The organism is Patulibacter brassicae (genome assembly GCF_033949425.1).
GTDB classification, from domain to species: Bacteria; Actinomycetota; Thermoleophilia; order Solirubrobacterales; family Solirubrobacteraceae; genus Patulibacter; species Patulibacter brassicae.
Window position 1 is genome coordinate 549,007 of the sequence record NZ_JAXAVX010000001.1, and the last position, 21,729, is coordinate 570,735.

18 protein-coding genes are annotated in these 21,729 nt (G+C 75.5%); 6 read left to right on the top strand and 12 right to left on the bottom strand.

Translation table 11 applies throughout. The features are described 5' to 3' along the window. The first annotated feature begins 172 nt into the window (after positions 1-172). The 4 genes from SK069_RS02625 to SK069_RS02640 all read left to right on the top strand — a co-directional run bounded on the left by SK069_RS02625 (position 173) and on the right by SK069_RS02640 (position 3,782). Entirely contained in the window at positions 173-1,231 is a 1,059-nt protein-coding gene (locus tag SK069_RS02625; protein ID WP_319952623.1) for a glycosyltransferase family 2 protein, read from the top strand. Next, positions 1,228-1,890, top strand: a complete 663-nt coding sequence (locus tag SK069_RS02630) for a class I SAM-dependent methyltransferase (protein WP_319952624.1) — start codon at positions 1,228-1,230, stop codon at positions 1,888-1,890. Before SK069_RS02625 ends, SK069_RS02630 begins: the two co-directional genes overlap by 4 nt. Beyond that, on the top strand, positions 1,883-3,280 hold the full coding sequence (locus SK069_RS02635; protein WP_319952625.1) for a hypothetical protein: 1,398 nt from the start codon (positions 1,883-1,885) through the stop codon (positions 3,278-3,280). The genes SK069_RS02630 and SK069_RS02635 overlap by 8 nt, the downstream gene beginning before the upstream one ends. A gap of 133 nt (positions 3,281-3,413) precedes the next feature. Next, a complete protein-coding gene (locus SK069_RS02640) occupies positions 3,414-3,782 on the top strand; it encodes a glyoxalase superfamily protein (RefSeq protein WP_319952626.1) in 369 nt (122 codons plus the stop codon). Positions 3,783-3,929: 147 nt separating this feature from the next. On the opposite strand, the gene SK069_RS02645 is transcribed toward SK069_RS02640, so the two are convergent. From SK069_RS02645 to priA, 8 genes are all read right to left on the bottom strand, one after another. After that, positions 3,930-6,464 (bottom strand): ABC transporter permease, encoded by a 2,535-nt coding sequence (locus SK069_RS02645; protein WP_319952627.1) that lies wholly within the window; start codon positions 6,462-6,464, stop codon positions 3,930-3,932. Continuing rightward, complete coding sequence (locus SK069_RS02650; RefSeq protein WP_406628223.1) at positions 6,464-7,270, bottom strand: ABC transporter ATP-binding protein; 807 nt, start codon at positions 7,268-7,270, stop codon at positions 6,464-6,466. The genes SK069_RS02645 and SK069_RS02650 overlap by 1 nt, the downstream gene beginning before the upstream one ends. A gap of 57 nt (positions 7,271-7,327) precedes the next feature. Next, entirely contained in the window at positions 7,328-8,014 is a 687-nt protein-coding gene (gene rpe / locus SK069_RS02655) for a ribulose-phosphate 3-epimerase (RefSeq protein ID WP_319952629.1), read from the bottom strand. Positions 8,015-8,076: 62 nt separating this feature from the next. Then, complete coding sequence (locus SK069_RS02660; protein WP_319952630.1) at positions 8,077-8,295, bottom strand: YfgJ family double zinc ribbon protein; 219 nt, start codon at positions 8,293-8,295, stop codon at positions 8,077-8,079. A gap of 103 nt (positions 8,296-8,398) precedes the next feature. Continuing rightward, entirely contained in the window at positions 8,399-9,829 is a 1,431-nt protein-coding gene (locus SK069_RS02665; protein ID WP_319952631.1) for an RsmB/NOP family class I SAM-dependent RNA methyltransferase, read from the bottom strand. After that, positions 9,826-10,683: a methionyl-tRNA formyltransferase gene (locus SK069_RS02670; RefSeq protein ID WP_319952632.1), complete on the bottom strand. Its 858-nt coding sequence runs from the start codon at positions 10,681-10,683 to the stop codon at positions 9,826-9,828. The genes SK069_RS02665 and SK069_RS02670 overlap by 4 nt, the downstream gene beginning before the upstream one ends. Then, positions 10,680-11,249 carry a peptide deformylase gene (gene def / locus SK069_RS02675; protein WP_319952633.1) on the bottom strand — a complete coding sequence of 190 codons (570 nt, stop codon included), beginning with the start codon at positions 11,247-11,249 and terminating at the stop codon, positions 10,680-10,682. The genes SK069_RS02670 and def overlap by 4 nt, the downstream gene beginning before the upstream one ends. Positions 11,250-11,716: 467 nt before the next feature. Next, the gene (priA, locus tag SK069_RS02680; protein ID WP_319952634.1) at positions 11,717-13,900 is read right to left on the bottom strand and encodes a replication restart helicase PriA; all 2,184 of its coding nucleotides are present in this window, start codon (positions 13,898-13,900) and stop codon (positions 11,717-11,719) included. A gap of 300 nt (positions 13,901-14,200) precedes the next feature. On the opposite strand from priA, the gene SK069_RS02685 reads away from it, so the two are divergent. Beyond that, entirely contained in the window at positions 14,201-14,737 is a 537-nt protein-coding gene (locus tag SK069_RS02685; protein WP_319952635.1) for a PH domain-containing protein, read from the top strand. A gap of 810 nt (positions 14,738-15,547) precedes the next feature. On the opposite strand, the gene metK is transcribed toward SK069_RS02685, so the two are convergent. Genes metK through cmk form a run of 4 tightly spaced genes read right to left on the bottom strand, consistent with a single transcriptional unit; the run spans position 15,548 to position 20,250 of the window. Further along, positions 15,548-16,768, bottom strand: a complete 1,221-nt coding sequence (gene metK / locus SK069_RS02690) for a methionine adenosyltransferase (RefSeq protein ID WP_319952636.1) — start codon at positions 16,766-16,768, stop codon at positions 15,548-15,550. Next, a complete protein-coding gene (locus tag SK069_RS02695; RefSeq protein ID WP_319952637.1) occupies positions 16,765-18,264 on the bottom strand; it encodes a hypothetical protein in 1,500 nt (499 codons plus the stop codon). Before SK069_RS02695 ends, metK begins: the two co-directional genes overlap by 4 nt. A 22-nt stretch (positions 18,265-18,286) precedes the next feature. Next, positions 18,287-19,633, bottom strand: coding sequence for a ribosome biogenesis GTPase Der (der, locus tag SK069_RS02700; protein WP_319952638.1), 1,347 nt, complete (start codon positions 19,631-19,633; stop codon positions 18,287-18,289). Next, entirely contained in the window at positions 19,630-20,250 is a 621-nt protein-coding gene (gene cmk, locus SK069_RS02705; protein WP_319952639.1) for a (d)CMP kinase, read from the bottom strand. Before cmk ends, der begins: the two co-directional genes overlap by 4 nt. A gap of 135 nt (positions 20,251-20,385) precedes the next feature. On the opposite strand from cmk, the gene SK069_RS02710 reads away from it, so the two are divergent. Beyond that, positions 20,386-21,717 (top strand): MFS transporter, encoded by a 1,332-nt coding sequence (locus tag SK069_RS02710; RefSeq protein ID WP_319952640.1) that lies wholly within the window; start codon positions 20,386-20,388, stop codon positions 21,715-21,717. Positions 21,718-21,729 lie beyond the last annotated feature (12 nt).

The window sequence follows — 21,729 nt, forward strand, 5'->3', positions numbered from 1 at the left end:
CGAGCCGCGCGACGCGCCTTCGCGCCGTGGGCTCTGGAATACTCGCGCTGTTCGCGGCCCGGGCTCCGGCGCCGCGAGGAGCCGACGCAGCCCCGTGCGCGCGGGTGTCGGACCGGGACCGTCGCGCCCTCCGGGCGCCCTCCGCCACGCGCCGCCGACCTCGCCCGAGCACATGAAGCTGATCATCCAGATCCCCTGTTTCAACGAGGAGGAGACCCTCCCGTTGACCCTCGCCGACCTGCCGCGGGAGGTCCCGGGCTTCGACGAGGTCGAGTGGCTGGTGATCGACGACGGCTCGGTCGACCGGACCGTCGAGGTGGCCCGCGCCAACGGCGTCGACCACATCGTCAAGCTCACGAACAACAAGGGCCTGGCGGCCGGCTTCCAGGCCGGGCTCGACGCGTGCCTGAAGCTCGGCGCCGACGTCATCGTCAACACCGACGCCGACAACCAGTACGACGCCTCCTACGTGCCGGCCCTCGTGAAGCCGATCATCGACGGCGAGGCCGACATGGTCGTCGGCGACCGCCAGGTCGAGAAGATCGAGCACTTCTCGCCGCTGAAGATCCGGCTGCAGAAGCTCGGCTCGGCCGTCGTGCGCCGCGCGTCGGAGACGGAGATCGCCGACGCGACGTCGGGCTTCCGGGCCTACAACCGCGAGGCCGCGATCCAGCTCGCGGTCGTCTCGCGGTTCACCTACACGCTCGAGTCGCTGATCCAGGCCGGCAAGCTCCTCGTCGCGACGAAGCACGTCCCGGTCGACACGAACGAGAAGCTCCGCGAGTCGCGGCTCTTCCCGTCGATGTGGGCCTACGTCCGGCGCAACACCGTCTCGATCTTCCGCATCTACTCGCAGTACGAGCCGATGCGGGTGTTCTTCACCCTCGCGGTGATCCTCTTCGCGCTGGCGTGCATCCCGTGGCTGCGCTTCTTCGTGTCGTGGGTCCAGGGCGAGGGCGCCGGCCACGTCCAGTCGCTGATCTTCGGCGGCGTGCTCTTCACCGCCGCCGTGATGGTCGCCGCGCTGGCGGTCATCGGCGACCTGCTGCACGGCCAGCGGATCCTCACGCAGCGCGTCTTCGAGCGCGTGCGACGGATCGAGCTGCACCTCGGCATCCCGCCGAGCCACTACGAGCCCGGGGCGCACCCGACCGGCCAGGAGCCGACCACCGGCGCGCACTCCGCGCCCGCCGCCCAGACCACCGACGAGCACGAGGCGATCCGACCGTGAGCACCCCGGACACGAAGCGCGGCACCGGCGGAGCGCCGGTCACCACCAGCGACGACGGCATCGTCACGGGCAACACGTACGACAAGTACGGCTCGACGAACCCCGTCGTGAAGAAGCTCATGGCGGGCTTCGAGACGAACCTCGAGCAGCTCTTCGCCCGGGCGTCCCCGGAGAGCCTCCTCGACGTCGGCTGCGGCGAGGGCGTCCTCGTGCACGAGTGGGCCACGAAGCTCTCCGACAAGCGCGTCGTCGGGATCGATCTCGAGGAGGAGTCGATCCAGGCGGGGTGGGCGCAGCGCCAGGCGCCGAACCTCGAGTACCGGATCCTCCGCGCCGAGAACCTGCCCTTCGCCGACGACGAGTTCGACGTCGCCACCGCCATCGAGGTCCTGGAGCACGTCCCGGACCCGGAGCACACCGTCGCCGAGATGGCTCGCGTCGCGAAGCGCTGGCTGCTCGTGTCCGTCCCGCGCGAGCCGATCTGGCGCGCGGTGAACATGGCGCGCGGCGCCTACATCAAGGACTGGGGCAACACCCCCGGCCACCTGAACCACTGGTCGACGGCGTCGTTCAAGCGGCTCCTCTCCCAGCACGGCGAGGTCGTCGAGGTCCGCAAGCCGTTCCCGTGGACGCAGCTGCTCGTCCGCGTCGGTGACTGAGCGGCACCAGCCGGGCGCGCTCCCGGCCGATCCCAACGCGGATCCGGCCGGTGCGCTCGACGACGTCGTCCTCGACGAGGAGCTCGCCGCCGACGCCGCGGCGGCGGCCCCGTCGGCGCGCCGCGGGGGCGCGCGCCTGCTGACGCTCGGGATCGCGTCGACCGGCCTGCTGACGTTCCTCTTCTTCTCGATCGCCTCGCACGCGCTCGGCGACAGCGAGGCGGGGCGCGAGCAGTACGGCGAGATCTCCCGGATGTGGGCGATCCTCTTCACCGCGATGTGCGTGTTCTACCGGCCGGTGGAGCAGCTCCTGTCGCGCACGATCGCCGTGGCCCGTGCCCGCGGCGAGGCGCATCCCCCGCTCCGCGAGCCGCTGCTCATCCAGGCCGGCTTCGCCGCGCTGCTCGTCGTGGCGGCGTTCGCGGCGAAGGGCCCCCTCGAGGACCAGATCGGCAGCGACAGCCTCTTCTACCTGCTCGTCGGGGCCGGCCTCGCCTACGCGGCGAGCTACTTCGCCCGCGGCTTCGTGGCCGGCCACGAGTGGTTCGCCCTCTACGGCGGCCTCGTGCTCTTCGAGTCGGTCGCCCGGATCCTCTTCCCGAGCGCGGCGCTCGTCGGGATCACGACCGGCCAGGTGGCCGTCGCGTGCGGCATCCTCGCCGCGCCGCTGGCGTCGCTGCTCGTCGTCCCGTGGGCGATCCGGGCGGCGACCCGGTCGATGGCCGCCGCGCCCGCGTCGGCGGCGGCACCGCCCGGCGCCTCGAGCGGCGGCCTGCGCGCCGGCGGCTCGTTCGCGGTCGCCGTCGCGCTGATCCAGCTCGGCGAGCAGACGGTGGTGAACGCCGGCGTGCTGCTGACCGACGACGCGCTCGCGGCGGGGGTCATCTTCTCGGCGCTGCTCGTCACCCGCGCGCCGCTGCAGCTCTTTCAGGCCGTCCAGACGACGCTCCTGCCGCACTTCGCGGGCCTCGTGGCGACCGGCTCGCCGCAGGAGATCGCGCAGGTCATGCGCAAGGCGGTCGGCCTGATCGTCGCGTTCGCCGCGCTCGTCGCCGTCGGCCTGCTGCTGCTCGGCGGATTCGTCATGCCGCTGCTCTTCGACGGCCAGGAGCCCCCGGTCGGGGGCCTGGCGATCGTGGCCGCGGGCATGGGCGCGCACCTCGTCGCCGGCACCCTGAACCAGGCGGCGCTGGCTCGCGGCCATGCCTGGGCGGCCGCGAGCTGCTGGATGGCGTCCGGGGCGTTCCTCGTCGCGTGGATGCTCGTGGCTCCGATCGACGACGCGCTGCTCTGCGCCGAGGTCGGCTACGCGGTCTCGGCGCTGCTGCTCGCGGTGCTCCTCTCGGGGATCTACCGGCGGCCGGCCGACGCCGGCGCCACGCCCGCCTGATCGCGAGCGGGTTCGCGTCGCGCGGTCCGTCCCCGCGCGCGCCGCCACGCGCGGCCGCTCCTTCCGGTCAGGATGTGGCCGGAATGACGCCTAGATTGGCGGTGCCCCTCCCCGAACCCCTCAGGAGCACCCCATGGACTGGAAGCTCGAGCTCGTCGTCGTCCCCGTCACCGACGTGGACCGCGCGAAGGCCTTCTACGCCGACCAGGTCGGCTTCGTGGTCGACCACGACCACCGCGTGCACGAAGGGCTGCGCTTCGTCCAGCTGACCCCGCCCGGCTCGGGATGCTCGATCGCGATCGGCGACGGCGTGACCGACGCGGCGCCGGGGTCGGTGACCGGCGTCCAGCTCGTGGTCGCCGACATCGAGCAGGCGCACCGCGAGCTCACCGAGCGGGGCGTCGACGTCTCCCCGATCGACGACCAGCCGTGGGGGCGGTTCGTGTTCTTCGCCGATCCCGACGGCAACCGGTGGTCGGTCCAGCAGCTGCCCGCCCGGTAGGACGGGGCGCGCGGCGGCCCGGGTCCGCGGCCGGACCCCGCCCGCGACCGGGCGGTCGCCGGCGCGGATCCGAGCCGCCGGACCGGCCCTCGGACGCCGTGGCACCGCGGTCCCCGCCGCGGACGGCCGACGGATCGCCGGCGCCACCTAGGCGTCGGCGATCGCCTCGAGCACGTCGACCCGCGACGCCCGGCGCGCCGGGCGCACCGCGGCCAGGACGCCGAGCACCGCCGCCAGCAGGAGCAGGCCGACGACCTGCCCGATCGGCACGGAGACGGCGAACCCGTCGAGCGTCGTGCCGACCGCCGCCGCCAGCGCGAAGCCCAGCACCGAGCCCAGCGCCGCCCCGAGGAGCGCGGTGATGAGCGCCTCGAGCACGATCATCCGCCGGACCTGTCGTCGCGTGGCGCCGACCGCGCGCAGGAGCCCGAGCTCGCGGACGCGCTCCTGGATGGAGAGGTTCAGGGTGTTCACGATCCCGAGCAGCGCCACGACGATCGACAGCGCCAGCAGCGCGTACACGAGGCCGAGGATCTGGTTCACCTGGCCGACCTGGTCGTCGATCCACGCGCTGCGCGTGAGCGTCTCCGTCGACGGGTAGTCGCGGGCGATCGCACGGGCCACCGCCGCCGCGTCGCCGTCGACGAGCACGAAGAACGGGTTCCGGGCGCCGAGCTCGGCAGCGGTGCGCTCGTTCACGACGATGCCGGAGACGGCCGCGGCCGTCTCCTCCACGACGCCGACGATCCGCAGCGTCCGCTGCTCGCCGTTCGTCCCGGTGACGCGGGTCGCGTCGCCCGCGGCCAGGCCGATGTCGTCCGCGGTTCCGTCCGTGAGGTACGCGCGGCCGTCGCCGGGGTCCCCCGCGCCGCGACCGCCGTCGGTCCGCTCGAGCCGCGCGAGACCGCGGTCGAGGGCCGCCGCGTCGATCGCGGTGATCGGGACGGTGCGCCCGTGGGTGCCGACGGCGCCGAACGTCGCCGCGCCCGCCGCCCGGACGCCCGGGACGTCGCGGATCGCGCCGACGATCGATCGCGGGAGCCCGTCGAAGCTGCCGTCGGCCTCCTGCACGACGACCGGCGATCGGACGACCTGCTCGAGGTCGCCGCGCAGCGTCTCCTTCAGGCCGGCGGCGAAGACGGTGGCGAAGACGACGAGCGCCAGGCCGATCATGAGCGCGCCGGCGGTCACCGCGGTGCGGCCCGGCTGGCGGGCGGCGTTGTCGCCGGCCAGCCGCCCGGGCAGCCCGAACGCCGAGCGCAGCGGGCGCGCCAGGACCCCCGCGAGCGGCCCGACGAGCGCCGGCGTGCCGAGGATCGCCCCGAGGACGAGCAGCCCGGCGCCGATGCCCGCCACCGCGGTGCTGGCGTCCGCGACGACCGCCGCCAGCACCCCGCTCGTCCCGACGATCGCCAGCAGCGCCGCGAGGAGCACCGGCCCGCGGCGCACCGCACCGCGGGCGGGCGGCGCCGCGGCCTCGCGCAGCGCCTCGACCGGCGCGACGCGCGTCGCCCGGCGCGCGGGTGCCCAGGACGCCAGCAGCGTCACGACCACGCCGACGACGAAGGCGACGAGGACCGTGCGCCCGGCGAGCACGGTGGCCGTCGACGGCATGTCGGCGCCGACGCTCTCCACGAGCGCCCGCAGCGCGGGCGCGACGAGGAACCCGCCCAGCAGGCCGAGCACGGACCCGAGGATGCCGACCGCGATCGCCTCCCCCAGCACCATCCTCCGGACCTGTCGCCGGTCGGCGCCGAGCGCCCGCAGCAGCGCGAACTCGCGCTGGCGCTGGGCCATCGTGATCGAGAACGTGTTGAAGATGAGGAACGAGCCGACGAAGGTCGCGATGCCGGCGAAGACGAGGAGGATCGTCGGCAGGAACGAGATGGCGTCCTTGATGTCCTGCGCCTGGCGGTCGCCCTGCGCCGAGCCGGTCCGGACCGTCACGTCGGACCCGACCGCCTCGCGCACGCTGCGCGCCACCGCGTCGTCCGAGACCCCCTCGTCGCCGAGCGCGAGGATCTCGGAGTAGTACGCGCTCGCGTTCCGGCCGGCCAGCTCCGCGGCCGTCTCCTCGGTCGTGACCGTCACCGTCGCGCCGCCGAAGGACGCGTTGCCGTCGCCGAGCTGGAGGATGCCGACGAGCCGCATCCGCCGGCGCGGCCCCTCCCCCTGGATCCAGACGCGGTCGCCGACCTTCGCGTCGGCCTTCTCGGCGGTCGCGGCGTCGAACGCGACCTCGTCCGCAGCCCGGGGCGCGCGGCCCTGCGGGTAGCTCGTCTCGCCGAACCCCTTCGGCATCGCCGAGAACAGCAGCGCCGGTGGCCCCTGACCGCCGATCCGCGTCCGGCCGTCGCGCTCGAAGACGAGCGCCGTGCCCTGCACCTGGCCGCGTGCGGCGCGGACGTGGTCGGCGCCGGCGACCTCGCGCACGAGGTCCCGCGGAAGCGTCCGCTCGTCGTCCGGTCCCTGGGCGTCGGGCGTGCCCGGCGGGACCTTCGGGGTGACGGCGACCGCGACGCCGCGGTAGCTCGCGTCGCCGATCGCGTCGAAGGTCCGGTTGATCGTGTCGGTGAAGATCAGCGTGCCGGCGATGAGGGCGACGCCGATCACCACCGCCATCGAGGTGCGGAGGGTCCGCCCGATCCGCAGGCGCAGCGAGCGCAGGAGCAGCGCGCGCATCAGCCGACCTGGTCGGTGGCGGCCTGCAGCCGCGCGTGGACGTCCTCGGAGGTCCCGGCCGGTCCGTCGTGCACGATCCGGCCGTCCTGCAGGACGAGCAGCCGGTCGGCGATCGACGCGGCGTGGGCGTCGTGGGTGACCATCACGACGGTCTGGTCGAACTCGTCGACGGCGCGGCGCAGGAGGCGCAGGACCTCCTCCGAGGAGCGTGAGTCGAGGTTGCCGGTCGGCTCGTCGGCGAAGACGACCGCCGGCCGGCTCGCCAGGGCCCGCGCGACGGCCACGCGCTGCTGCTGCCCGCCGGACAGCTCGCTCGGCCGGTGGTGGCGGCGGTCCGTGAGCCCGACGGTGGCGACGAGCTGCTCGAGCCACTCCGCGTCGGGCCGGCGACCGGCGATCGTCATCGGCAGGACGATGTTCTCCTCCGCCGTGAGGACCGGGAGCAGGTTGAACGCCTGGAAGACGAACCCGATCCGGTCGCGCCGCAGCTCCGTCAGGCGCCGGTCGTCGAGCGAGCCGAGCTCGACCCCGTCGACGACGACGCTGCCGCCGTCCGCCCGGTCGAGACCGGCGATGCAGTGCATGAGCGTCGACTTCCCGGAGCCCGAGGGCCCCATGATCGCCGTCAGCTGCCCGGCGTCGAAGGCGACGTCGACGTCGCGCAGGGCGGTGACGGCGGTCTCCCCGCTGCCGTAGGTCTTGCGGAGGCCGGAGGCGCGAACGATCGGGGACACGCCGCGATCCAAGCACAGCGGCGCCCGTCGGAACCGGCCGATCGGGGCGATTCGGGGACCGACCGGGGTCATCCCCCAGGGGCCGGCGGGCGGATCCGCCCGCCCTCCTCCTCCCCCGCCGGCGGCCGGTCAGACGGCGGTGCCGGTGGCGGCTGCGGCCAGCCGCGCGAGCTCCTGGACCGCGTCGCCCGGGTCCGGCTGGCCGAAGACCGCCGAGCCGGCCACGAGGCTCGTGGCGCCGGCGCGCACGCAGTCGGCGATCGTCGTGCGGTCGACGCCGCCGTCGACCTGGACCGCGGCGCCGGGACGGGCGATCGCGGCCATCCGCGCGATCTTCGCCGTCGAGGTCGGGATGAACCGCTGGCCGCCCCAGCCGGGGTTCACCGACATGCAGAGCGCGAGGTCGACGAGGTCGGTCGTCTCCTCGAGCGACGCGGTGCCCGTCCCCGGGCAGAGGGCGAGCCCGGCGAGCGCGCCGAGCTCGCGCGCCTGCCCGAGCGCGTAGTGCAGCTGCGGGGTGGCCTCGGCATGGACGGTCAGGACGTCCGCACCGGCCCTCGCGAAGTCCGCGAGCTGCCGCTCCGGGCGCTCGATCATGAGGTGCACGTCCAGGACGGCGTCGACGCCGCGCAGCGCGTCGACGACGATCGGGCCCATCGTGATCGGCGGGACGAAGTGCCCGTCCATGACGTCGATGTGGATCGTCGTGACGCCTGCCGCCACGACCTCCTCGACCTGGCTGCGCAGGCGGCCGAAGTCGCTGGCGAGGATCGACGGGGCGATGCCCTTCAGGCGGGCCAGGCGCGGGTCGCTCACGCCCCCAGCGTAGATGATCGACCCGGTCCGCTCGGCGCCCGCCGGGCGCCGCGCGACGGGGGCTAGACCTGGACGAGCATCGACGACCCGCAGTGGTTGCAGGCCAGCGTGGCGGTCTTCGACATCCGCACGATCGTCGAGTGCTCGCCGCAGTTCGGGCAGACCGAGCGCAGCTCGTAGCGCTGCAGGCAGTTCACGCAGCGGTAGCGGCCCGGGAGGTTCGTCGGGCGCAGCCACGGCTCGTGACATCCGGGGCAGGCGAGGCCGAGGTCCACCTCCATGCGGGGGACCATATAGACCGCGGCGGCCGACCCCCGCGGCGCCCCCTCCGACGCCCCGGGCCGCGCGACTCGCGGCCTCGCGCCCCCGGCCGGGCGCGCGTCCTCAGGGCAGGTCGAGGGTCGCCACGTAGAAGCCCTCGGTGCGGTCCTTGTGGGGCCAGAGGCGGCGGATCGTGGCGCCGTCGGCGGTCCCGAGCCGCTCCTCGCCGGGGTTCAGCGTGCAGACGCTGTAGACGATCCGCCCGCCGGGGCGGACGGCCCGGCGGGCGACCTCCAGCAGCCGCGCCTGCAGGCGGGCGACCTCCGCGAGGTCCGGCTCCTTGATCCGCCAGCGCAGGTCCGGGTGCGACGCGAGCGTCCCGAGCCCCGAGCAGGGGGCGTCGAGCAGGACCCGGTCGAAGCTCCCGGCGTCGAGCTGCGCCTCCAGCGCGTCCTCTCCGCGGACCTCCACGTTCGTCGCGCCGACCCGCTCGCAGGTCCGGGCCAGCGCCCGCGCGCGCCCGCGGTGCCGCTCGAGCGCGAGGATCGAGCCCTCGCCACCCATGAGCGCCGCGAGGTGGGTCGTCTTGCCGCCGGGCGCGGCGCAGAGGTCCAGCACCCGCTCGCCCGGCTGCGGGTCGACGGCCCGGGAGGCGTGCATCGAGCCGCGCGACATCGCCACGAACCGGCCCGCGCGCCAGCCCGGGTGCCCGAGCACGTCGAGGCCGCCGGTGATCCGGCGCGCCTCGGGGAGCTCGTCGTCGAACGGCTCGCCGGGGATCTCGGGATCGTCGAGCGGCGCCTTCAGCGCGTTCACCCGCAGGACGAGCTCGACCGGGCGGTTGCCCGCGGCCAGCAGCGCCCGCGTCTGGTTGGGCCCGAGCCACTCCCACCAGCGGCGCACGAGCCACAGCGGGTGGCTGTGCCGGATCGCGGCGCCCTCGGGCGTGTCGTCGGCGGGCAGGCGCGGCCGCCCCTCGGTCGTGGCGTCCTCGTCGATCACCCGCCGCAGGACCGCGTTGACGAGCCGGAAGCCCTGGTTCGGCTTCGCGAGCTCGACCGCCGCGGCCACCGCGGCGCGCGAGGGCGTCCCGTCGCTGAAGAGCAGCTCGTAGAGGCCGATGTGCAGCGCGGCGCGCACCTCGAGGTCGAGCTGCCGGTCGACGTGGCGACCGAGCACGTGGTCGAGGGTCAGCCGGCGCTGGATCGCCCCGAACGCGAGGCGCTTGGCCTGGGCCCGCTCCCGCGGCGGCAGGCCCTCGGCGGCGCCGTGGAGCGCCCGGTCGGCGAACGCCCCGTCGCGCAGGACGCGCAGCACCACCTGGTGCGCGGCGCGTCGCGCGACCCCGGCGCGATCGTCGACCGCCGACGGCCGCCGCGGGCCGGGCGGTCGGTCGCCGCGGGGTCCCGCCGGCCGGTCGCCGCGCGGGCCTCCGGAGCGCTGCCCCCGCGGGCCTGCGGGACGATCGCCGCGGGGGCCACCGGGGCGTCCGCCGCCGGGGCGTGGTCGGCCACCGCCCGTCGGCGGGCCGCCGGGCCGGCGGTCGGCGCTCATCGGCTGCGCCCCCGCAGGTAGTCGGCGTAGGACATCGGGCGACCGCCGGGCGGCTGGACCTCGAGCAGCTCGAGCGATCCGTCCTCGGCGATCCGCGTCCGCCGCACGCCGAGCACCGTGCCGTCCTCGAGCCGCAGGCGGGCCCCGATGTGCGGGCTGAGCGCGCGGACGTGGTCGTGCTGGACCCGCGCCGGGGCCGACGGCTCGAGGTCGCGGTCCGCCGCGGCGATCTTCTCCGCGTAGGTCACGCCCTCCTCCGGCTGGGGCGTCGCCGGCAGCGCGGCCGGGTCGTCCGCCAGGGCCTCGAGCAGCATCCGGGAGCCGAGGTCCACGAGCCGCGGGGCGAGGGTGCCGTAGGTGTCGTCGGGCGCGATCGGCTCGCGCTCCTGCAGCAGCACGGGTCCGGCGTCGAGCTCCTCGACGAGCTCCATGATCGACACGCCCGTCTCGTCGTCGCCCGCCATGATCGCCCGCTCGACCGGTGCCGCCCCGCGCCAGCGCGGCAGCAGCGACGGGTGGACGTTCAGCAGCGGGTACGCCGAGAGCAGCGGCTCGCGGATGATCGCGCCGTACGCGCAGACGACGAGCGCGTCGGGCCGGACCGCGGCGATCGCGGCCACCTCGTCGTCGTCCAGGCGCTCGGGCTGGCGCAGGGGCAGGTCGAGCTCCCGCGCGGCCTCGGCCACGGGCGGCGGCGTGAGCGTGCGCCCGCGACCGGCCGGGCGGTCCGGCCGGGTGACCACGAGCGCCGGGGCGCGGCCGCCGGCCACGAGCCGGCGCAGGACGTCGGCGGCGAACCAGCTCGTGCCGAGGTAGGCGATGCGCGGGCCGTCCCCGCCGGGCACGTCGCTCATGCGGCGTCGCGCGCCTGCTCGCGCAGGGTGCGCAGCGCCTGCTTGCGCTGGCTGCGGGCCGCGCGATCGAGGATGAGGACCCCGTCGAGATGGTCCATCTCGTGCTGGATGACGCGCGCCTCGAACCCGCTCGCCTCGACGACGATCGGATCGCCGTAGCCGTCCTGGGCCCGCACGCGGAGGTGGACGAAGCGCTCGACCTCGAGGTCGACGCCCGTGAGCGAGAGGCAGCCCTCGGGACCGACCTCGACGTCCTCGCCGTGCCACTCGACCACGGGGTTGACGAGCGAGCGGACCGGACCCTCCCCGCCGTCGACCGCGTAGACGAGCACCCGGTGCAGCGTGCCGACCTGATTGGCCGCCAGCCCGACCCCCTGCGCCTGGTGCATGAGGCGTCCCATCGCGTCGAGCTCGTCGCGCAGGGCGTCGTCGAAGACCGTGACCTCGCGGGCCGTCGTCGTGAGGACCGGATCGCCCCACTGACGGATCATCGCGCGCGCCGTGCGGCGCCGCGCATCGGCGGCGGCCTCCAGCTGCCCGGCGGACTCGGTCTCGACCTCGGCCATCCCGTCCAGGGTACCGCCGGTGCGCCGGCCACCGGGCGGTGACGGCGGCGGCGACCGGGCCGGACGGGAACGGCACCGCGACGCCATCACGCGTCCTCTCCCCCCGGGACGCGTCGCTGGACCATACGTCCAGGTACGCCTGGCTCGATGCTCAACGAACGGGCATACTCGCCGCAGCCCTTCGACCGGGCGGCCCCGCGCGAAGGGCGCGGCGCAGCCGCTGGAGGGCGGGTGCTCGTGCCGGCGCCCGCCCGGCGCGTCGCGGGGACCGTCCGGATCGCGCGGCGGCGTCGGGTGCTCCGAGCCGTCGCGCGAGCCGCCGTCCGCCCCGCCGACCGGCGCCCCGCGATCGGCCGCGCGACGCCGCTCGCGCCGGCGCCGGGTGTGCTGCCGCCCGGGATCGGTGCCCTGCCCGCCGGTTGTGCTGCCGCCCGGGGTCCGCGCCCTGCCGGCCGGTGGGCTCGGGCTCAGCGCGGATCGATCTCGACGACCACCACGAGGCCCCGTGCCCCGCGCGAGCCGGCGATGCTGTCGACCGCGGCGCGGACCGCGGCGACCACGGGACCGCGATGCGGTCCCCGCAGCTCGAGCGTCCGCCGGAACCGGCCCTGCCGACGGAAGAGCGGCAGCGGCCCCGTCGCCTCGCGGGGCAGGCGCTGGCGCAGGACCTCGCCGGCCGCCTGCGCGCGCGCCTCGTCCTCGTGCTCGCACGTGATGCGAGCGAGCGTCGCGAACGGCGGGAACCCGCGCTCGCGCCGGCGATCGAGCTCTCCCGCGAGGAACGTCTCCGCGTCGTGGGCCGCGGCGAGCCGCAGCGAGGCGTCCTCCGGGCTGCGCGTCTGGACGAGCACCCGCCCGGAGGTCGCTCCGCCCCGCCCCGCGCGTCCGGCCAGCTGGGCGACGAGCTGGAACGTCCGCTCCTGGCTGCGGAAGTCCGGGAAGCGCAGCGTCGCGTCCGCGTCGACCACGACGCCGAGGTCGACGTCCGGGAAGTCGTGGCCCTTGGCGATCATCTGCGTCCCGACGAGGATGCCCTCCTCCGCCGCGCCGAAGCGCTCGAGCACCCCGGCGCGATCCCGCACGTCCGCGTCGAGCCGGAAGACGTGACCCGGGAGGTCCGCGGCCAGCTGCTCGGTCCCGAGGCCATGGCGCCCGACCGACACGGAGCGACAGGCCGGGCAGTGGACGGGCGGCGGCTCGCGATGGCCGCAGTGATGGCAGCGCAGGACGCCGGACCCCGCGGAGCCGATCGCCGCCATCGTCGGCGCGGCGGCCGCCGCGGCGCTCGGTCCGCCGGCGCCGTGCAGGACGAGCGACACGTCGCAGTTCGGGCACTGCCACGCGTGGCCGCAGTCGGCGCACTGCAGGGACGTCGCCCACCCCCGCCGGTTCAGCAGGACGATCGCCTTCCGGGCGTCGATCAGCGCCTGGTGCACCGTGCGCTCGAGGACGGTGCGGCAGCGCCGGACGTCGACGAGCTCCACGGGCGGCAGCGGTCGCCCGTCGGCCCGCCGCGCCAGGCTGATGCGGGGCAGCGCGAGCCACGACTCCGGGCGCGGGGTGGCCGAGCCGGCCACGAGGACGCCACCGTCGCGACGCGCCCGCCACGCCGCGACGCGCCGGGCGTCGTAGCGCGGGTCGCCGTCGTGCTTGAACGCCGGATCGTGCTCCTCGTCGACGATCACCAGGCCGACGTCCTCCAGCGGCGCGAGCACCGCCGACATCGGCCCGACGCAGACCCGCGCCTCGCCGCGCCGCAGGCGCCACCACTCGTCGCGGCGCTCGCCGCGCGAGAGGCCGGAGTGCAGGACGGCCACGGCGTCGCCGAGCCGCGCGCGGAACCGGGCGACGGTCTGCGGCGTCAGCGCGATCTCGGGGACGAGGACCACGACGCCGCGTCCCGCCTCGAGCGCGCAGGCCGCCGCCTGCAGGTAGACCTCGGTCTTGCCCGACCCGGTCACGCCGTGCAGCAGCAGCCGCTCCTCGACGCTCGCCGGCGCGTCCCCCGCTCCGGCCCGGCGGGCCGCCGCGCCGAGGATCGCCGAGCGCAGCCGTTCGACCGCCGCGGTCTGATCGGGGTTCAGCGCCACGGGCCGCGCCGGCGCGCCGACCGCGGGGTCGTCCGGACGACGGTCCTGCGCACGCGGCTCGATCGTCACGATCCCGCGAGCCTCGAGCCGGCGCAGCGCCGGCAGGTCGTCGCCGGTCCACCCCGGCAACCGGTCCAGGAGCGCCCGCTGGCGCTCGGTGAGCCGCGTCCCCGCGTCGATCGCTCCCGGGACGACCGCGGCCCAGAGCCGGGTGCGCTCGGTGACGTCCGCCGGGGGCAGGAGCAGGTCCAGGCAGCGCGCGGGGGTCGAGACGACGTCGCCGGCCATCCAGAGCGCGAGCTCGACGAGCGACGGCGGCAGCGAGGTCTCGTCGATCGACAGCGGCTCCTTCAGCGCGTGCTCGGACGTCTCGGCGAGCGCCGTCACGACGCCCCGCAGGCGCTGGCGACCGAACGGCACCTCGACGACCGCGCCGACGTCGCAGCCCGCGGGCCGCGCGTAGTCGAACGGGCCTCGCACGCCGCGCGCCGTGACGAGCGGCTCCACGCGGATCACCGCCGGTTCGCGGCCGCCGCCGGGCGGTGAGGTCGGGGACGACACGGACGCCGGATCGTCGCATCCGGCGCGGCCGGCGCGAGCCCCGCCTCGTGCCGAGCGGGCACGGCCGGCGCCCCGCGCGAGCGGCGCGGCGCGCGGCGGGCACGGTCGACGCCCGCGCGCGCGAGCGGCGCGAGCGCCACGGCCGAGGTCGCCGCGGACAGCCGCGCCCTGGTCCGGGCACGGGCCGCGGCGCGTCGTGGCTCGTGACGGTCTCCCGGTGGTCGTCGCGCGTCGCGGCCCGCGACCGGCAGGGACGCACGGCGTGCCGGGCGCCGGGGTGCGGAGTATCGTCGCGGCACCATGGACCTCCACCCCGACGAGCGCATCCTCTACGCCCGGACGCCGTCCTGGCGCAGCCAGTTCCACAAGCACCTCGGCGGCATTCTCGCGGGCGTCCTGGTCGGCGCGATCGTGTTCCTCGCGGTCGATCCGGACTGGATCGGCATCCTCATCGGCATCGCCGTCGTCCTGCTCGTCTCCGGCTACCTCTGGATCGAGCGCTCCCGGACGAAGTACGTCGTCACCACCCATCGGCTCCGCGTCCGCAACGGCTTCATCTCGAAGGAGCTGCAGGAGACCCGCCTGGACCGGATCCAGAACGTCACGGTGAACCAGAGCGTCATCGAGCGGCTGCTCATGATCGGCACCGTCGATTACGACACGGCCGGCGACGACGGCTCGCGCTTCCAGATGACCGGGGTCCCGAAGCCCGACGGGCTGGTCCGCCTCGTCGACCAGGCGCAGCGCGCGGCGTTCGAGGCCGAGCGGCGCCAGTCGGCGCTCGCCGAGGCGGAGGCGGACGACGAGGTCCGCCGCCGCTCGTCCCAGGGCGAGTAGCCCCTGGCCCCCGGGCGTCCGGCCGGCGGAGCTCGCCGCCGGTCGACCTTCCCCCGAGCGCCGTCGAGCGCGAGGTCGACCCGCCTGGGACGGCGCCTTCGCCGTCCCGCCGGGGTCCGCCCGCCTCGGTGACTCGAGTCACCGAGAACGACATACCGGCGCCACATGACTCGAGTCACCGAGGACGACATACCGGCGCCATATGACTCGAGTCACCGAGGACGACATACCGGCGCCATATGACTCGAGTCACCGGGAACGACACGTCGGGGTGCGCGTGGCCGGCGTCGTCTGCACCGGCATCGCCCGCGTGGCCCGGTCGGTCCGGTGCGCGACCGGGTCGTCGCGCGCTGCGTCGACTCGACCGATGCGCGGACGCGACCGCGGCGACAGGTGCCTCGGGCGCTGGAAGCTCGAGCACGGCGCCTCTCGCGCATGCGGTGCGTCGATCTCGGCCGCGCCCGGACGACGAGCCCGACGTCCGACACGACCCGCAGGCGATTCGTCGCCCTCGGTCCACGTGCCGGCACGACCTCGACGAATCGCACGTCCACCGCCACGTGCCTCGGTGCGGGCCGACCGGGCCGGTCCTGGACCCAGCGCGACCGACGACCGCCGTTGCGCGTCGGTGCGACGCGCCGGCGCCGATCCGCGCCCACCCGCGGCGCGCCGCCCAGGGGCGAACGACGACGGCGCCCGTCACCGCTGCCACCCGGGGGGAACGACGACGGGCGCCGTCACCGGCGCCCGTGGCGTGCCCCGAGGGGCGCGGACCCGGCCGCGCGCTGCGCGACCGGGGCTCGTGGCGGATCAGAGACCCGCGGCGGCCTTCAGCTCGTCGACCTTGTCGGTCTTCTCCCAGGTGAAGTCCGCGTCCTCGCGACCGAAGTGGCCGTAGGCGGCGGTCTTCTGGAAGATCGGCCGGAAGAGGTTCAGGTGACGACGGTAGGCCAGCGGGCGGAGGTCGAAGACCTCGCGGACGGCCTTCTCGATCGTCGCGTGGTCGACCTTCTCCGTGCCGAACGTCTCGACGAGGATCGAGATCGGCTGGGCGACGCCGATGGCGTACGAGACCTGGATCTCGGCGCGGTCGGCGAGGCCGGCCGCGACGACGTTCTTCGCGACCCAGCGGGTGGCGTAGGCGGCCGAGCGGTCGACCTTCGAGCTGTCCTTGCCCGAGAACGCGCCACCGCCGTGGCGGGCGGCGCCGCCGTAGGTGTCGACGATGATCTTGCGGCCCGTGAGGCCGGTGTCGCCGACGGGGCCGCCGATGACGAAGCGGCCGGTCGGGTTCACGAGGAACTCGTCGAGCAGCGCGTTCTCGTCGTAGAGGTCGCCCGGCAGGACCGGCTTGACGACGGCCTCCCAGAGGTCGGCCTTGATCTTCGCCTGATCCAGCACGTCCTCGGAGTGCTGGGTCGAGATGAGGAGCTTGTCGATCGAGACCGGCTTGCCGTCGCGGTAGCGGACGGAGACCTGCGTCTTCGCGTCGGGGCGCAGGTAGTCCAGCTCGCCCGACTTGCGGACCTGCGCGAGGCGCTCGGCGAGGCGGTGCGCGTTCTGGATCGCGACCGGCATGAGCTCGGGCGTCTCGTTCGTCGCGTAGCCGAAGATGATGCCCTGGTCGCCGGCACCCTCGAGGTCGAACTCGTCGGACGAGCCGCCCTTGTGCTCCGTGGCGTCGTCGACGCCCTGCGCGATGTCGGCCGACTGCGGATCGATGGCGTTCAGGACGGCGCAGGAGTCGGCGGAGAAGCCGAGGTTGCCGTCGGTGTAGCCGATCTTGCGGATCGCGTCGCGCGCGACCTGCTGGACGTCGATGTAGGCGTCCGTGCGGATCTCGCCGGAGACGACGACGAGGCCGGTGTTCACCAGCACCTCGCAGGCGACGCGGGCCTTCTCGACGTTGCTGTCGCTCGCGAGGACGGCGTCGAGGACGCCGTCCGAGATCTGGTCGGCGACCTTGTCCGGGTGGCCCTCGGAGACCGACTCCGAGGTGAACAGGTACTCGTTGGCGGCGTACTGGGTCATGGAATCCAGAGGTCGATCGAGGCGGTCGTGTCGCCGCCGGAAGCTCGCGAGACCATACCGACCGCGCGGATCGCCGCGAGGTCGCCCTCGACGGCGGCGTACGCGGGACGGTCGGCGAGGCCGGGAGCTCCGACGACTCGCAGCAGGCGCTGGAAGTCGAGAAAACCTATCGACATCACCGGCTTTCCGCCGGTCGCGGTGGTCCGTCCGAAGCCGTCCACCGCCGACAGGCGACGGCGGGGACGCAGCACCTCGCGGGCCGCGCCGGGCCGCGTGAAGAGGATCACGCGGTTGCCGACGACGAGGTAGCCGAGCCGGACGCCGTCGCGCCACTCGAGCGTCCACGCGGAGCGGCCCGCGACCGTCGTCCGCCGGAGCCGTCGGCCGGCGATCGCCGGGACCCGGTCGTGCAGCGAGCGCAGCGCCGCCCGCGCTCGCGCGCCGTCGGTGACCGGGACGACGACCGCCATCGCCGCCGAGAGCCCGCGGCCGCCCGGCAGCAGCACGAGCTCGCTGGACCCGCGGACCGCGTCGACGAGGTCGCGCCGCAGGCGGCTCGAGCCGTCGGCGACGAGCCGGGCGGTGGCGGTCGTGGCCCGTCGCAGCAGCGCCTGCGCGTCGCGCTCGCCGGCGGCGGCCAGGATCCGTCGGAGGTCCCCGAGCGGATCGACGGTCCGGAGGCTCGCCAGGGCGCCGGCCGGCGCGCTCGTCGTGGACGCGGGCGTGAACGAGGCGCGACCGGGCGCGGCGCCCCGCGTCCGCACGACGATCCGGGCGCCGCCGTCGCCCGGCGCGACCGCGACCGCCGCCCCCGCGAGCCCGGGCCGGTCCACGAGCGCCGCGACCGTGGCGGCCAGCCCGCCCCGCGGGACGAGGACGCGCCGCAGACCGTCGCGGGTCACCCAGGCGTCGAGCACGCGGTCGCGCGGCAGCCCCTCGGTCAGGTCCCGGACGAGCGGCTGGCGGGCGAACGAGCGCGCCCCCGGGCGCCGCTCGTGCAGCGCGCGCGCGGCCCGCACCACGCCGGGCCGCCCGATCGCGAGGAAGCGCCCGAGGCGCCGCACCTGCTGACCGCCGCACCGGCGCAGCGGCGGGCCGGCGTCCCGCGCGCCGACCTCGACGAGCGCGAGCGTGCTCGCGCGCCCCGCCCCGTCGGGCACCAGCGCGAGCGCCACCTCGTCGCCGATCCCCTCGAGCGGCGGGCAGCCCCGGGGCACGAGGCCCTCGCGGATCCGCTCGCGCAGGCCGGGCCACGCCGCGAAGCGCTCCGCGAGCCGCCGGGCCGCGGCGACCGGCGGGCGATCCCGATCCGTCGACGCGTGCAGGACGACGAGCGCGTCCCGCGGCACGAGCGCGAGGGCGGACTGGGGCGGCGGGCCGGGATCGCCGCCCTCCCCCGCCCGGACGAGGACGAGCGCCACCGCCACCACCGCGACGAGGCCCAGGACGCGCCAGCGGCGCCGGGGAAGGGCGAACGCCCGGCGGCGACTGGTCACCGGTCCCCGCGCCTCCGGGACCTCAGGAGCGCGGAGGGCCGCCGCCGACGCTGACCTCGCTGCGGCGCGTGCTGCGCTCGTTGAAGTCGATGATCACGGGGATGCCGTCGAGCCCGAAGCGGGCGCGGAGCCGGTTCTCGACGTAGTACGCGTAGTCGCGCACGACGCGGTTGCGGTCGTTGACGGAGATCGCGAACCGCGGCGGCTCCTCGCCGACCTGGCTGATGTAGAGCATCTTCAGCCGGTTGCCGCGCACCGCCGGCGGCTGCTTGTTCTCGACGGTCTCGGCGAGGAAGCGGTTCAGCTGGCTCGTCGGGATCCGGCCCTTGCGCTTGTCGCCGAGCGCGAGCGCCTCGTCGACGACGCGCTGGATGTTGCGCCCGGTGAGCGCCGACGCGGTCAGGACGCGCGGCCGCAGGCGCAGCTTCTGCTGCACCCGGGCGCGCTCGTGGATGAGGTCGTCCTCGCTCATCCCGTGCTCGTCCCACTTGTTCAGGACCAGCAGGGTCGCGCAACCGGCCTTCATCGCGAGCTCGGCGACGCGGAAGTCCTGGCTCGTGACGCCGTCCTCGGCGTCGCAGACGACGATCGCGACGTCGGCGCGCTCGACGGCCTGCTGGGAGCGCAGCACGGTGTAGTACTCGACCGACTCGGTGACCTTCGCCTGACGCCGCATGCCGGCGGTGTCGACGATCACCACGGGGCGCCCGTCGATCTCGATCGGCAGGTCGATCGCGTCGCGGGTCGTGCCGGCCTCGTCGGCGACGATCACGCGCTGGTCGCCGACGACGCGGTTGACGAGGGTCGACTTGCCGACGTTCGGCCGTCCGACGATCGCCAGGCGCAGCTCGTCCTCGGCCCGCGGGTCCCCGTCGCCCTCCGGCAGCGCCGCGACGACGGCGTCGAGCAGATCGCCCGTCCCGAGGCCCTGGTTCGCCGAGACCGCGATCGGCTCGCCGAGCCCGAGGCTCCAGAGCTCGGCCGTCAGCGGGATGTCCTTGCCCGCGTCGATCTTGTTGCCGGCCACGAGCACCGGGCGGTCCCACCGGCGGAGCAGGTCGGCGAGCTCCTCGTCGCCGGGGCGGACGCCGGCCTTCGCGTCGATGACGAGGACGGCGACGTCGGCGGTGCGCAGCGCCGCCTTCACCTGTCCGAGGATCTCGCTCGCCATCGGGTCCGGGTCCAGGGCGTCGACGCCCCCGGTGTCGACGAGCTCGAAGGTCCGCCCGTTCCACTCGGCCTCGACGTGCTTGCGATCGCGGGTGACGCCCGCCCGCTCGTGGACGACCGCCTCGCGGCGCCCGCTGAGCCGGTTGACGAGGCTCGACTTGCCGACGTTCGGATAGCCGACGATCGCGACCTGCCTCATGCGCGCGCCTCCTCGACGAGGGCGGCGATGCGCTCGACCACCGCGTCGAACGGCAGGCCGGTGGTGTCGACCTCGACCGCGTCGTCGGCGCGACGCAGCGGCGACGCCTCGCGGGTGCGGTCGCGCTCGTCGCGCTCGCGCAGGTCGGCGAGCTCCTCGGCCACCGGCCGTCCGGTCTGGGCCGCGCGGCGGGCGGCCCGCTCCTCGTCGCTGGCGGTGAGGAACACCTTCAGCTCGGCGTCGGGCCGCACGACGGTGCCGATGTCCCGGCCCTCGGCGACCCAGTCGCCGCGGGCGGTGAGCTTGCGCTGCCGCTCGACGAGCGCCTCGCGCACCGCGACGTCCGTGGCGACCTGGGACGCCCGCTGGCTCACCTCGGGGGTGCGGATCGCCGCGGTGACGTCGGCGTGGTCGAGCATCACGGCGTCGCCGGCGAAGTCGATCTGGAGCTCCGCGACGGGGCGGACCCGGTCGGCGGACTCGTCGTCGATCGCGGCGAGCGCGACGCACCGGTACATCGCGCCCGTGTCGAGGTACGTGAACCCGAGGCGCTGGGCGACGGCCCGCGCGACGGTGGACTTGCCGGCCCCCACCGGGCCGTCGATCGCGACGAGCATCGGGGCGAGGATAGGGCAACGCCCCCGCGCCGACGGTGCCGGTCCGCGACGCGGCCGGGGCTCGAACCCGGGAGGCGGCCGGCCGTCCGGACCCGCGGCGCGGGCCCGGACGCGCGTCCGTGGGACCCTCCGAGGATGCGCGCGCTCCGTCCCCTCCGGCACCGGGAGTTCCGGCTGCTCTGGGCGGGGCTGGCGGTGTCGCTCGTGGGCGACGGGCTGTGGCTCGTGGCGCTCGCGTGGCAGGTGATCGAGCTGGACGGCGGGCCGCTGCAGCTCTCGCTCGTGACCACCGCGTTCAGCGTCGGGCTCATCGGCTGCATCCTCGTCGGGGGCGTCGTGGCGGACCGCGTGTCGCGCCGGCGGGTGATGCTCGCCGCGGATCTCGTGCGGCTCGTGGTGACGGTCGTCGTCGGGCTGCTCGCGCTCGGCGGGGCGCTCGAGCTCTGGCAGCTGGCGATCGGGGCGTTCCTCGTCGGGTCGGCCGAGGCGTTCTTCGTGCCGGCGTTCACGGCGCTCGTGCCGCAGCTGCTGCCCGAGGACGAGCTCCTGGCGGCCAACGGGCTCGAGGGCGTCATCCGTCCCCTCGCGCTGCAGGCGCTCGGGCCCGGTCTCGGCGGCCTGATCGTCGCCGCCGCGTCGCCGGGCGACGCGATGCTCGCCAACGGCGCCTCGTACGCGATCTCCGTCCTCTGCCTGTGGCGGATGCGCCCGGTGCCGCTCCCGGCGCGCGCGGAGGAGCCCGCTCCCGCGGACCTGCCGCCGACGATCGAGGGCGCCGCCGTCGCAGCCGGGACGGGCGGGCTCGGCGCGGCCCTGGAGGAGATGCGCGAGGGCTGGCGGTACGTCCGCGGCCAGCGGTGGCTCTGGGCGACGCTGCTCTTCGCCTGCATCGCGATCCTCTTCCTGCTCGGCCCGATCGAGGTGCTGCTGCCGTTCGCCGTCCGCGACCAGACCGGCGGGGGCGCCGACGCCTACGGGCTCGTGCTCGTGCTCGCCGTCTACGGGATCGGCGGCGCCGCCGGGGCGCTGCTCATCGCCAGTCGCCGGCTGCCACGTCGCTACCTGACCGTCATGCTCCTCGCCTGGGGCGTCGGCAGCGCCCCGGTGGCGGCGTTCGGCTACCTCGAGGTGCTGTGGGCGATGGTCGTCGTCTCCGCGCTCGTCGGCGTCTGCGACCAGGTCGGCCAGGTCATCTGGGGGACGCTGATGCAGCGCCGGGTGCCGGCCGAGCTGCAGGGCCGCGTCGCGAGCCTCGACTGGTTCGTCTCGCTCGGGCTCCTGCCCGTGTCGATGGCCCTCGCGGGCCCGGCGGCGGAGCTCGTCGGGGTGACCGCCGTGTTCGTCGCGTCCGGGGTGGCGTGCGCGACCGTCGGGCTGGCGGTCCTCTTCGGTCTGCGCCTGCGCCAGGACGAGCTCGCGCACCCGCTCGACGTCCCGGCGACGGGGGCGGCCGCCCGGGCGTCCTAGCGCGCCGACCGG

Coding starts and splice junctions, on each gene's coding strand:
- SK069_RS02625 (WP_319952623.1), top strand. CDS start 173: ATGAAGCTGATCATCCAGATCCCCTGTTTCAACGAGGAGGAGACCCTC.
- SK069_RS02640 (WP_319952626.1), top strand. CDS start 3,414: ATGGACTGGAAGCTCGAGCTCGTCGTCGTCCCCGTCACCGACGTGGAC.
- SK069_RS02645 (WP_319952627.1), bottom strand. CDS start 6,464: ATGCGCGCGCTGCTCCTGCGCTCGCTGCGCCTGCGGATCGGGCGGACC.
- SK069_RS02650 (WP_406628223.1), bottom strand. CDS start 7,270: ATGACCCCGGTCGGTCCCCGAATCGCCCCGATCGGCCGGTTCCGACGG.
- SK069_RS02660 (WP_319952630.1), bottom strand. CDS start 8,295: ATGGAGGTGGACCTCGGCCTCGCCTGCCCCGGATGTCACGAGCCGTGG.
- SK069_RS02665 (WP_319952631.1), bottom strand. CDS start 9,829: ATGAGCGCCGACCGCCGGCCCGGCGGCCCGCCGACGGGCGGTGGCCGA.
- SK069_RS02670 (WP_319952632.1), bottom strand. CDS start 10,683: ATGAGCGACGTGCCCGGCGGGGACGGCCCGCGCATCGCCTACCTCGGC.
- def (WP_319952633.1), bottom strand. CDS start 11,249: ATGGCCGAGGTCGAGACCGAGTCCGCCGGGCAGCTGGAGGCCGCCGCC.
- SK069_RS02685 (WP_319952635.1), top strand. CDS start 14,201: ATGGACCTCCACCCCGACGAGCGCATCCTCTACGCCCGGACGCCGTCC.
- metK (WP_319952636.1), bottom strand. CDS start 16,768: ATGACCCAGTACGCCGCCAACGAGTACCTGTTCACCTCGGAGTCGGTC.
- der (WP_319952638.1), bottom strand. CDS start 19,633: ATGAGGCAGGTCGCGATCGTCGGCTATCCGAACGTCGGCAAGTCGAGC.
- cmk (WP_319952639.1), bottom strand. CDS start 20,250: ATGCTCGTCGCGATCGACGGCCCGGTGGGGGCCGGCAAGTCCACCGTC.
- SK069_RS02710 (WP_319952640.1), top strand. CDS start 20,386: ATGCGCGCGCTCCGTCCCCTCCGGCACCGGGAGTTCCGGCTGCTCTGG.